The 11,392-nt window shown below is 63.3% G+C and carries 9 protein-coding genes; 4 read left to right on the plus strand and 5 right to left on the minus strand.

What is annotated here, in order from left to right; all coding sequences use genetic code 11:
* Positions 1-144 precede the first annotated feature (144 nt).
* The 4 genes from VCB98_RS13120 (at position 145) to VCB98_RS13135 (ending at position 4,006) form a co-directional block, all read left to right on the plus strand.
* Entirely contained in the window at positions 145-1,143 is a 999-nt protein-coding gene (locus VCB98_RS13120) for an ArsJ-associated glyceraldehyde-3-phosphate dehydrogenase (protein WP_346053280.1), read from the plus strand.
* Positions 1,143-2,405, plus strand: coding sequence for an organoarsenical effux MFS transporter ArsJ (arsJ, locus tag VCB98_RS13125; RefSeq protein ID WP_406672751.1), 1,263 nt, complete (start codon positions 1,143-1,145; stop codon positions 2,403-2,405). The genes VCB98_RS13120 and arsJ overlap by 1 nt, the downstream gene beginning before the upstream one ends.
* A gap of 71 nt (positions 2,406-2,476) precedes the next feature.
* Entirely contained in the window at positions 2,477-3,088 is a 612-nt protein-coding gene (pdxH, locus tag VCB98_RS13130) for a pyridoxamine 5'-phosphate oxidase (RefSeq protein WP_346053283.1), read from the plus strand.
* A gap of 30 nt (positions 3,089-3,118) precedes the next feature.
* A complete protein-coding gene (locus VCB98_RS13135; RefSeq protein WP_346053284.1) occupies positions 3,119-4,006 on the plus strand; it encodes an alpha/beta fold hydrolase in 888 nt (295 codons plus the stop codon).
* A 164-nt stretch (positions 4,007-4,170) separates the two neighbouring features.
* On the opposite strand, the gene VCB98_RS13140 is transcribed toward VCB98_RS13135, so the two are convergent.
* The 5 genes from VCB98_RS13140 to VCB98_RS13160 all read right to left on the minus strand — a co-directional run bounded on the left by VCB98_RS13140 (position 4,171) and on the right by VCB98_RS13160 (position 10,995).
* Positions 4,171-5,361, minus strand: a complete 1,191-nt coding sequence (locus VCB98_RS13140) for a hypothetical protein (protein ID WP_346053286.1) — start codon at positions 5,359-5,361, stop codon at positions 4,171-4,173.
* 510 nt (positions 5,362-5,871) lie between these two features.
* Positions 5,872-6,165: a DUF3240 family protein gene (locus VCB98_RS13145; protein ID WP_346053288.1), complete on the minus strand. Its 294-nt coding sequence runs from the start codon at positions 6,163-6,165 to the stop codon at positions 5,872-5,874.
* A gap of 1 nt (position 6,166) precedes the next feature.
* A complete protein-coding gene (locus VCB98_RS13150) occupies positions 6,167-7,114 on the minus strand; it encodes a sodium-dependent bicarbonate transport family permease (protein ID WP_346053290.1) in 948 nt (315 codons plus the stop codon).
* A 109-nt stretch (positions 7,115-7,223) separates the two neighbouring features.
* Positions 7,224-7,823 carry a hypothetical protein gene (locus VCB98_RS13155; RefSeq protein ID WP_346053292.1) on the minus strand — a complete coding sequence of 200 codons (600 nt, stop codon included), beginning with the start codon at positions 7,821-7,823 and terminating at the stop codon, positions 7,224-7,226.
* Between the two features lie 94 nt (positions 7,824-7,917).
* Complete coding sequence (locus VCB98_RS13160) at positions 7,918-10,995, minus strand: error-prone DNA polymerase (RefSeq protein WP_346053294.1); 3,078 nt, start codon at positions 10,993-10,995, stop codon at positions 7,918-7,920.
* Positions 10,996-11,392: the final 397 nt, after the last annotated feature.

The raw sequence follows: 11,392 nt of genomic DNA on the forward strand, positions 1-11,392 counted from the left end.
GGCCCGGCTGGAGACCATGAACGCCCTCATGGCCTATCTCTTCGAAGACTGCTGCAATGGCAATCCGGCCGCCTGCCCGGATAGCCTGCTGGGGGGCTTGCGGGGTGAGTGCGGACCGGGAAATCACGAAAAAGAGAAGGCAGAATGAGCTCAGTCATCATCAACGGCTTCGGCCGCATGGGTCGCCTGTGCCTGCGGCACGGATTCGACGACCCGGACCTGGACTTTGCCGCCATCAATGACCCGGCGATGGATGCCCCCATGGCCGCCCATCTGCTGGCCTTCGACTCCATCCACGGCCGCTGGGACCGGGATGTCGAAGTCGATGGAGACGAACTGATCATTGACCGGCATCGAATCCGCTTCACCGCCGAGACCGACCTGAACAAACTCACCGCCGGTGCGCAGGCAGACATTGCCCTGGAATGCTCCGGCCAGTACCGGGAACACGATAGCCTCGCCCCCTGGTCGCAAGCGGTGGGCCATGTGGTGGTCTCCGCGCCGGTCAAGGGCGGCCCACCCAATATCGTGGTGGGCGTCAATGATGGAGACTTCGACCCGGCGCGAGACCCGGTGGTCTCGGCCGCCTCCTGTACCACCAACTGCCTCGCCCCGGTGGTCAAGGTGGTCCAGGAACAGTTCGGCATCCGCCACGGTGTGATTACCACCATCCACGATGCCACCAATACCCAGCAGGTGATCGACTCGGCCCACAAGGATTTTCGCCGGGCCCGCGCCACCGGGGAGAACCTGATCCCTACCACCACCGGTTCGGCCAAGGCCATCACCACTATCTTCCCGGCATTGGAAGGCCGACTCAACGGCATGGCTGTACGGGTACCGATTCTCAACAGTTCTCTGACCGATGCGGTCTTCGAACTGGAAAGCCCGGTGGATGAAAACCGGGTCAATGAGGCCTTTCGGGCCGCCGCCCAAGGGCCCCTGAACGGGATTCTCGGCTACGAGGAACGCCCGCTGGTCTCCAGTGATTACCGCGGCGACCGCCGGTCGACCATTGTCGACGCGGCTTCCACCATGGTGGTGGATGACACCCAATTGAAGGTGGTGGCCTGGTACGACAATGAAACCGGCTATGTCTGCCGCATGCTCGATCTGGCCCGGCGAATCGCCCACGCCCGATGATGGATCAACTCAAACAGCTCCCGGAAGGCGTTCGCCAGTACATGGTGGTGACCATGGCCTATTGGTCATTCACCCTTACCGACGGCGCCCTGCGCATGATGGTGCTGCTGTACTTTTATCAGCTTGGCTTCTCCGCCTTCGAAGTGGCCATGCTGTTCGTGCTATACGAACTGTTCGGGGTCATCACCAACCTGCTGGGGGGCTGGATCGGTGCCCGCTTCGGTCTGCATCGCACCCTGTTCGCCGGCATGCTCCTGCAGATCGTCGCCCTGCTGATGCTCACCGTGCCCGAGGCCTGGCTGGGTGTGGTTTACGTGATGCTGGCCCAGGCCCTGTCGGGCATTGCCAAGGACCTCAACAAGATGAGCGCCAAGAGCAGTGTCAAGCTGCTGGTCCCGGAAGGCCAGAGCGGGCGGCTGTTCAAGTGGGTGGCGGCCCTGACAGGCTCCAAGAATGCCTTGAAGGGTGTGGGCTTTTTCATCGGCAGCGCCCTGCTGGCCTGGATCGGCTTCCGCGCCGGGATGCTGGCCATGGCGGCCTGGATCGGGATCTTCCTGCTGCTCAGCCTGTTGCTCCTGCGCCGCGGCCTGGGCCAGGCGAAAATGGCCACGCCATTCAGCCGCCTGCTGTCCAAGAGCCCGGCGGTGAATTTCCTCTCCGCCGCACGCTTTTTCCTCTTCGGCGCCCGTGACATCTGGTTCGTGGTGGCCCTGCCGGTTTTTCTCCACGGCGTGCTGGGCTGGAGCCATGTCCAGATCGGCAGTTTCATGGCCCTGTGGGTCATCGGCTACGGCATCGTCCAATCCCTGGCCCCCCGGTTCCTGCGCCTTGCCGGCGACGACAGTGCCAGGCGGGGCAAGCGGGCGGCGGTGCTTTGGGCCATTCTGCTCGCGGCCTCCCCGGCCCTGATCGCCTTGGGCCTCGCCCAGGGGCTGTCCCCCGCCGAGACCCTGATCATCGGCCTGGGGATCTTCGGCTTTCTCTTCGCCCTTAACTCCTCGCTTCACTCCTGGCTGATCCTGGAACATGCCCGTGCCGACGGGGTGTCCCTGGACGTGGGCTTCTATTACATGGCCAACGCCGCCGGCCGCCTGGTGGGCACCGTCCTCTCGGGGCTGGTCTATCAGCAGCAGGGTCTGATCGCCTGCCTGGTAGCCGCCACCGCCTTCATCCTCCTCTCCGCCCTGCTTGCCATGGCCCTGCCCGGCGGGAACGGCAGCCGCAAGCAGCGGCTTCAATCCGGCAATGCCACCCAAACCTGACGCCAATCAAGGTAGAATTTTGGGTTTGAATCCATGATGCCCGGCCACAATCAAGAAACCAGGAGCCGTTGATGAGCCAGACCGGAATCATTGAATCCAAGCTTCCCGGCGATCCCCTCGAACTCTTTCGCCACTGGTGGGCCGACGCCCAGGACAAGTCCGGCATGCTGGAGCCCACGGGCATGAGCCTGGCCACGGCCGATGCACAGGGCCGCCCCTCCAGTCGCATCGTGCTGCTCAAGCACTGGGATTCCCGCGGATTCGTGTTTTTCAGCAACTACACCTCGCGCAAGGGCCGTGATATCCACGACAATCCGCATGTGGCCCTGCTCTTCTGGTGGGACAAGCTGCGGCGCCAGGTACGGGTCGGTGGCAAGGCGCAGAAACTTCCCGAGCGGGAGTCGGACGCCTATTTCGCCAACCGCCCGCGGGGCAGCCAGCTGGGCGCCTGGGCCTCCCAGCAGAGCCGCCCCCTGGACAGCCGGGAAACCCTGCAAAAGCGGGTGGAAGAGCTGGACCGGGAATTCGGTTCCGATCCCATCCCGCGCCCGCCCCACTGGGGCGGCTACCGGGTGGTTCCGGAGGAGATCGAGTTCTGGGATGACGGCGAGTTTCGCCTCCATGACCGTATCTGCTACTTCCGGGACGGGGAACAATGGCGCACGGAACGCCTCTATCCCTGAGATTTTCCGGCAACCCGGGGCCCTGTCGCCATGGTCAAACCCGCACGTTGGTACGAGGAAAGCACCGTCTACGAGATCAACGGCCACCGGATTCATGTTCATGAATCGGGTCAGGGCCCCGTGCTGCTCTGCCTGCATGGTGTCGCCGGCGCTTCCTGGAGCTGGCACAAACTGGCGCCGGACCTGGCGCGAGGCTTTCGCGTGGTCATCCCGGACCTGCTGGGCCACGGTTATTCGGACAAGCCGAGCGACGAACGCTACTCGGTGGTGGCCCATACCGACCGCATCGAATCCCTCATGGCGGCGATGGACGCCCCCCGCTTCCACCTGCTCGGACAGGGCATGGGCGCGAGCATCGCCCTGGAGTTGATGGCCCGGGCGGATGGCCGCCTGAGCGAGGGCCGGGATCCGCGCATTGATCCCGCCAGCCTGTTTCTGCTCAACCCGCCACTCTTCCCTGAACTCGCCCGCCAGCCCCGGCCGGAACGCTGGCTGGCGACGCAGTTTGGCTATCTCGTGGCGCTGGCCGGCAACCGCAAGCTGTTCTGGGAATATCTCAATCAGCTGTCCGGACCCTATAGCAGGCCCACGCCGAAGGAGGTCTCCCAGCTCTGGCGCCTCTACAGCCGCGACGGGGGCCGCTGGACCTGGGCCTCCCATGCCCGCTATCTCAAGGAGCTGATGCGCTACGGCAAGCGCTGGACCAAGGCCATCCGCGCCACCGAGCGCCCCCTGCAACTGGCCGCCGGCCCGGATGACCCCATCGCCGGCCACCAGCTCGACCCGGCCTTCAAAAGGGCCCTGCCGGAACACGAACGCATCCGCATCGGCCGTCTGGGCCACGCCCCCCACTTCGAGGCCCCGGACAAGGTCCTGCCGCTGATCGAAAAATTCCACAAGGACATTGGCGCGTCTTAAGGCGTATATCTTCAAGCCGTGACGCCGTCTTCCGGAGGAATCGCGGATGAATCCGCGCCTACGGCGGCTCCGGCATAAGCTATAAGCTCCGTAGGAGCGAATTCATTCGCGATTTCGCCAGCGCGCTCAAAACCAATCGGCGCCAAACCCCAAGGAAGCTCTGATCAATCCCGGCACTCGGTAACCAATCGAATACGCTGACGTGCAATCATTTCACCACCCGCTTTAACGATTGCGGACCGCCTGGTATAACAGCCTTCACCGCTTCCCTTCTCCTCGCTACCCAAATACAGATCGGCAGCGTCAATCTTGTCATCACCGACGAACACCTCGTGATTCAGCAACATCCTCGCCACTTGGTAGCGTTCACAGCTACTCATGCGATCAAAGCCGATACCATCATCATTCAGGTAAGAGTCATAGCCCTGAACTCGACTGAATCGAGGCAGAATTGAGAACTCTACCATTCTCTTGCCATCCTCATCGGTACTGAGAGCATACTCCACGACCAACCGATCAGGCCGAGCAGGCAACTCCACACCCTCATGACCCTCGACCAAATCGAACTCTACGCTGAGATGTGGCGCATTCCGAACGCCCGTCAATTCCATCTTATATTCGCCAGCCAGCCTGTCCAGAATCACACCAGAACGCCAGCCATGGCCCTGAAAACTGACACGCCCCCTTTCCCCCTGTTCGGCTGATTGATAGGCGTCCAGAAACTGACGGCCCAACTCCTCCCGAAATTGTTGCAGTCGCTCCGGGTCAGCCAGAAAGGCAAGGATCGTATCACTGTTTGAGTCACAGGAACTCGGCGTCTCATCGCTTGACCAAGCATCCGATCTAGCAGCCGTGCGGGAGGTACCCAATTGCCCCGTAGCAATGGACTCAGAGACGGACTCACCTACCTCCACTAACATATTCCGATGCTGCTCAAGGGCCTCCATATTGTTCTGATGTCTGGAATATTCACTCTCAGGCAGGCTACGCGGAATTGCCGTAATCGAATCCATGGAAACCCCGCCCCATTCCACCTCAAAGGCATAAACCTCCCTGGTTTCGGGATTTACATACGTAGCATGTTTAACAAGGCCGCGGCATTCGGATGGCAGCGACTCGGGCTTTAGCTCGACTTCGCCCTCATCCCCGGCTGGTTCACAATATTCTTCTCGATGCGCAGTGAGGTCGGGCTCCATATTGGCAATGGCCAATAACTTGGCCGACGCCTCATCCAGACAGGAAAGACAGAGATAATCCCCCTCGATATCCGCGGCGCTCAATGGCGGGGTCACCACCAGCAGAAAAAGCGCACCCCAAATCCCTATACCCAAGCGACTTCCAGATCTAGATTCCATGACTCCCACCCCTTTTTTGGAATTCGATTTCACTCAAGCGAAGAATATAGAATGCAGCGGCTCTATCGTCAGCGCAATATGGACCTGGGCTTCGAGTACTGAAGTTCGGTCTTATGTTTTGGTGCCATCCGGAGGCTTTTGATCGCGAATAAATTCGCTCCTACGGTGCCAATAGCTTACGCCGAAGTCGCCGTAGGAGCGGATTTATCCGCGGTTCTCCGGGTCGAATCGAAGACAATCTGCTCGAATATCAAAATACACTTTCACCAAGCACAGCCAAGGTGACCACCCCCTAGAGTAGGTCCAGGTCCTGGTGGCCTTGCTCAAGGCTGTGAGCGACAGGATGTCGCGTGCAGAGTCCCCAGGGATGGGTCCACGACGTCCTTGAGCAAGGCCACCAGGACCTGGACCGAAACGCTCCCCGTCACCGACATCGAAAGGACCTACCTCTAGAGAAGCCAACAACAATTCGATGTCGAAAAGGAACACGCCAATCGAAGAAGAGAGACGCTAGAACTTCTCGCCGCGAATGACCTGCACATCCGAGAGATAAAGCACCATGGCAAAATCCTTGAAATAACGCTGGTGCAGAATCTCGGCGATTTGCCAGGCCATGTCTTCCTCGCAGATTACTTCCACGCGGATATTGGCGCCCTGCTCAATGCCTGCGGCCCTGGCACCCCGTCGCCCTGAACCCCAGGCCTCGGTAACGGTGTAACCCCGAGCACCGGCTTCATTGATGATCTTGATCAGGGGGCGCTCCAATGCCTCCTCGGTAATGACCGTCAAAAGCTTGCGGTGCATATCAACCTCCTGTCACGGGGTAAATGGCAGCGAGTGTATGGTGATAGAGAGGAACGCCAATCACCACATTGAAAGGGAAAGTCAGCGCCAGAGATGCGGTCAGCGAGAGGCTGGGGTTGGCCTCCGGGACCGACAGGCGCATGGCCGCCGGGGCCGCGATATAGGAGGCACTGGCACTGAGAGAAACCAGCAGGACCGCCCCGCCCAGACTCAGACCCAGCATCCAGGCCACAAGACCCCCCACCACCGCCCCGATCAAGGGAAAGGCAATACCGAAAAAGGCAATGAAGAGGCCGTGTTCACGCAGGCCCCCGGCCCGGCTGGCGGCCACCAGGCCCATCTCCAGCAGGAAGAGCGCCAGCACACCCCGGAAGGCGTCGAAGAATAGGGGCTCAAGTGGCTCCACGGCGACCGGCCCGGCGAGCAGGCCGATCAGCAAGCCACCCAGCAGCAGGACCACCCCCTTGCCGAGAAAGACCTCCCGGCTCAGACCGGCCCAGCCTATACTGGGACGCAGGCCCCGGACCAGAAGCACACCCAGAAGAATGGCCGGAATTTCCAATACCACCACCCAGGCGGCGGCATGGCCCTCAAAGGGAATGCCCTGGTGCTCCAGATAGGCCATGGCCACGGCGAAGGTACCCACACTGACCGAACCGTAATGCGCGGCGATGGAGGCCGCATCGGCACGAGGGAGCTTGCGGGAAAGGCGTAACAGGCCGAAGGCAATCAGGCCGAGAACGACACCCTTGAGGGCGATCACGCCCAGGCTGGGCAGGATGCGGAGCAGATCACTGTCCGCCAGCTCCACGCCACCCTTGAGGCCAATGGACAGCAAGAGCAGAACAGTGAGCAGCTCATAGACGGCTTTGGGAAGATGCAGGTCGGCTTTCACCGCGCCGGCCACGACACCCAGGATAAAGAACAGGATAACGGGATCGATACCCACGTCAGGACTCCCCTTTGGATCGTGGGGATTCTAGCATGAGCCGGCGGCTTCTTTGGGGCTGGATGGTGGTGGCGCAGCAGCTCTCTCTGCTACGCCACCAAACGCCACCTTAGCTGTCCTGCCCGGTCTGGCGCTCCAGTTCCGTTTCCGCTTCCTGGCGCTCCCGTTCCAGGGCATCAATCTCGGCCTCAATCTGGCGACGCTCGTCTTCGGGGGCATTGGCTGCCCGCTCCAGCTCCCGCTGACGCACTTCGAGCTCGGATTCCACGGCATCGATGCGGTCCTGGGGGTGCATCAGGGCCCGCTCGGCCTTGCGCTCGGCAGCAGCCATTTCCCGTTCCGGGGTGCCGACGGCATGGCGGGCATCCCGCTCAATGGCGGCCAGCTCCCGTTCAGGGGCACGGGCCTGGTATTCGGCGTCATCCAGCTCCTGCCGCGCGGCACGCTCACGGGCATCCAGCTCCCGCTGCGGCGCACCCGCCTCGTGTTCGGCTTCCGATCGGGCCCGCTCTGCCTCGCGTTCCGGACGCTCCATCGTGTCGCGAACCTCTCGCTCGGCCCGCTCCGCCGCCGCTTGGCGGCTCTCCTGCCCGGCCCGGTCCACGGCATCATCGCGGGCTTCGTCAAGACGGTCCTCAAGGTGCCCGCAGGCCGACATCAGGCTGATGCCCGCCAGCACCAGCATTACTTTCGCAAGCTTCTCAATCATGTGGCTCTCCAGCTTCTGGCGAAATATATCTTGCTTAGGGGAGGGATTGAGCTTCAGGCCTGGCAAGTCGGCTATCAATCCCTCATTTGGGGGGTCAGCGAAAATCCCGGGAACGGGTCACGAGCCGGCCGAGCAAATGGCTCCAGTCTTCCAGGTGATGGGCAATCACATGCTGAACGCCCTCTTCCCGCTGTACCGTGCCCACCACCACCAGCAGGCGGGACTGGAGCACGACCTGGCGATAACGCTCGGCCAGCTTGCGCCAGCAGATCAAATTGATCACCCCGGTTTCGTCTTCCAGGGTCATGAAGGTCACGCCCGCCGCACTGCCGGGACGCTGGCGGTTGATGACCAGGCCGGCGGTGACCACCGGACTCTCCGGGGCCTGCCGCCACAGGGCCTCGGCAGGCAGGATATCGGCTTTGGCGAGTCGCTCCCGCAACAGGGCCAGGGGATGGCGGCCCAGGCTCAGGCCCAGGCGGCCGTAATCGGCGGCGATGTCCTCCCCCTCCCGGGGCGGACGCAGCATGGGCTCGGCCTCGGCCATGGCGGCCTCGCCGAACAGGGGCGTGGGCGCCTCCACCCCCGCCGCCTGCCAGCGGGCGCGGTGACGATGCCCGGCAAGGCTTGCCAGGGCCCCGGCATCGGCCAGGGCATCCACCGCGCGCCGGTCCAGGCCGGCCCGCTGCAGGAACTGGTCCAGGCGCGAGAGACCGCACCCGCCCTGCTGTACCACGGCCACCACCCGCTCGGCCGCCTCCCGGGCCAGGCCCTTGACCTGGTTGAAGCCCAGGCGGATGGCTGGCTCGCCTTGGTGGCCGACTTCCAGGGTGCATTCCCACTGGCTATGCAGAATATCCACCGCGCGCACCTCCACCCCGTGCTCACGGGCGTCCCGGACCAACTGGGCGGGGGCATAGAAACCCATGGGCTGGCTGTTGAGCAGTGCGGCGGTGAAGGCGGCCGGCTCATGGCATTTGAGCCAGGCCGAGACATAGACCAGCAAGGCAAAACTGGCGGAGTGGGACTCGGGGAAACCGTACTCACCGAAGCCCTGAATCTGGCGAAAGACCCGGTGGGCATAGTCTTCGCTGTAACCCCGCTCGCGCATGCCGGCGATCAGACGGTCCTCGAAATGGCCCAGCCCGCCGCGCTTCTTCCAGGCGGCCATGGCGCGGCGCAGCTGATCGGCCTCGCCGGGAGTGAAGCCGGCGGCGACAATGGCCAGCTGCATGACCTGCTCCTGGAAGATGGGCACCCCCAGGGTACGCTCGAGTACCCCACGCACTTCCTCGCTGGGATAGTCCACCACCTCCCGCCCGGCCCGACGGGCCAGGTAGGGATGGACCATATCGCCCTGGATGGGACCGGGGCGGACAATGGCCACCTCGATCACCAGATCATAGAAGGTCCGGGGTCTGAGCCGGGGGAGCATGGCCATCTGGGCGCGGGACTCGATCTGGAACACGCCCACGGTATCGGCCCGGCAGAGCATATCGTAGACGGCCGGATCCTCGGCGGGGATGCCGGCCAGGCTCCAGCGCTTGCCCCGCCAGTCCGCCACCAGATCAAAGCAGCGGCGAATGGCGGTGAGCATGCCCAGGGCGAGGACATCCACCTTGAGCAGGCCGAGGGCCTCCAGGTCGTCCTTGTCCCACTGGATCACGGTGCGGTCAGCCATGGTGGCATTCTCCACCGGCACCAGTTCATGCAGCGGGCCCTCGGAGATGACAAAGCCGCCCACATGCTGGGACAGGTGGCGGGGAAAACCCAGCAGGCTGTTGGCCAACACCATCAGGCGATGAATGACGGGGTTGTCCGGATCCTCACCGGCTTCCAGCAGCCGTGCCCGCTGATCCCGCTGGCCGTCCCACCACTGGAAGGCACCGGCAAGTCGGTCCAGGCGCGCCGAGTCCAGCCCCAGGGCGCGGCCCGCATCGCGAACGGCCGAGCGGGGCCGATAGCGGATCACGGTGGCGGCCAGCGCGGCCCGGGCCCGGCCGTATTTCTGGTAGATATACTGGATCACCTCCTCCCGCCGCTCGTGCTCGAAATCCACATCGATATCCGGCGGCTCGCCCCGCTCTTTGGAGATGAAACGCTCGAACAACACATTCATGCGGGCGGGATCGACCTCGGTGATGCCAAGACAGAAGCAGACCACGGAATTGGCCGCCGAGCCCCGCCCCTGGCAAAGAATGCCGCGACCGCGGGCGAAGGCGACCACATCGTGCACGGTGAGGAAAAAGGGTTCGTAGGCCATTTCCCGGATCAGGGCCAGTTCGCGGACAATCTGGCGCCGAATGCGAAAAGCCACCCCGTCCGGCCAGCGCCGGCGCATGCCCTCCAGAGTCAGGCGGCGCAGGTGGCTGATCGGGGTCTCGCCGGGCGGGACCAGCTCAGCCGGATACTCGTAGCGCAGCTCGGCGAGACTGAAAGTACAGCGCCGGGCGATGCGCAGGCTTTCTTCCCGCAACTGCCGGGGGTAAAGGCTTTCGAGGGCGGCAAGTGGCCGCAGATGACGCTCGCCATTGGGAAACAGGCGCAGGCCGGCCTCGCTCAGGGGCACACGATGGCGCAGGGCGGTCAGGGTATCCTGCAGGGCCCGACGACCCCGCGCATGCATGTGCACGTCACCGGTGGCCACACAGGGAATACCCTGGCGTTCTCCCAGGGCCATGAGGGCTTCCCGCCGCCGGTCGTCATCGCCCTCGGCCAGCAGTTCCACAGCGATCCAGAGCCGGCCGGCAAAGTGCCCCTGTAGCCACTGCAGCGCCTGCTCGTCGGCTGTCTTCCCCGGCAGCCAGAGGATGAGACAACCGGCTAGGCCATTGTCGGCCACATCGGCCCGACTCAGCTTGTAGCCGCCCTTTTCCGCCGCCCGACGACCGGTGGTAATCAGGGCACAAAGCCGGGCCCAGGCGGCCCGATCGCTGACCAGGGCGACGAAGCGCAGGCCGTCCTCGAGCTTGAATTCGCTGCCATGCACCAGGGGCAGGCCATGGCGGATGGCGGCCAGGTGCGCCTGGACGACGCCGGCCACCGAGCACTCGTCGGTGATGGCCAGGGCGCGATAGCCCAGCCCGGCGGCCCGGGCCACCAGCTCATCGGGATGGGAGGCCCCGCGCAGGAAGCTGAAATTGCTCAGGCAATGGAGTTCGGCGTAGGGCATGGGACAGTACCCGGCTTATGAGTACTGCATAAAAACACAGCGTTTATCCGGACGCAAGTTGGCTTCGGGCTGTTTAGGTCCCTTCGATGACGGTGACGAGGGGCGTTCAGGCCTAGGTGGCGACAGGCCTACCTTGGGTGGGGGTCACCTGGGCCGTGCTTGCTGATGGCGTATTCAATTTGATGGGCCGATTGCCTTCGGTTTGGCCGGGGAAATCGCGGATAAATCCGCTCCTACGGCGGCTTCGGCATACGCTAATGGCACCGTAGGAGCGAATTTACTCGCGATCAAAAGCCTCCGGCTAGCACCAAGGCATAAGACTGAACCAACCCCTCCACTAGCACGGCCCAGGTGACCGCCACCCAAGGTAGGTTCCTTTCCCGGTGGCCTTGCTCAG

Source organism: Natronospira elongata, from assembly GCF_034931365.1.
Classification (GTDB): Bacteria; Pseudomonadota; Gammaproteobacteria; order Natronospirales; family Natronospiraceae; genus Natronospira; species Natronospira elongata.

Excerpts from the sequence above, each read along its gene's own strand:
- VCB98_RS13160 (WP_346053294.1), bottom strand. The coding sequence starts at position 10,995 with ATGCCCTACGCCGAACTCCATTGCCTGAGCAATTTCAGCTTCCTGCGC.
- VCB98_RS13135 (WP_346053284.1), top strand. The coding sequence starts at position 3,119 with ATGGTCAAACCCGCACGTTGGTACGAGGAAAGCACCGTCTACGAGATC.
- VCB98_RS13120 (WP_346053280.1), top strand. The coding sequence starts at position 145 with ATGAGCTCAGTCATCATCAACGGCTTCGGCCGCATGGGTCGCCTGTGC.
- VCB98_RS13145 (WP_346053288.1), bottom strand. The coding sequence starts at position 6,165 with ATGCACCGCAAGCTTTTGACGGTCATTACCGAGGAGGCATTGGAGCGC.
- arsJ (WP_406672751.1), top strand. The coding sequence starts at position 1,143 with ATGGATCAACTCAAACAGCTCCCGGAAGGCGTTCGCCAGTACATGGTG.
- pdxH (WP_346053283.1), top strand. The coding sequence starts at position 2,477 with ATGAGCCAGACCGGAATCATTGAATCCAAGCTTCCCGGCGATCCCCTC.
- VCB98_RS13155 (WP_346053292.1), bottom strand. The coding sequence starts at position 7,823 with ATGATTGAGAAGCTTGCGAAAGTAATGCTGGTGCTGGCGGGCATCAGC.
- VCB98_RS13140 (WP_346053286.1), bottom strand. The coding sequence starts at position 5,361 with ATGGAATCTAGATCTGGAAGTCGCTTGGGTATAGGGATTTGGGGTGCG.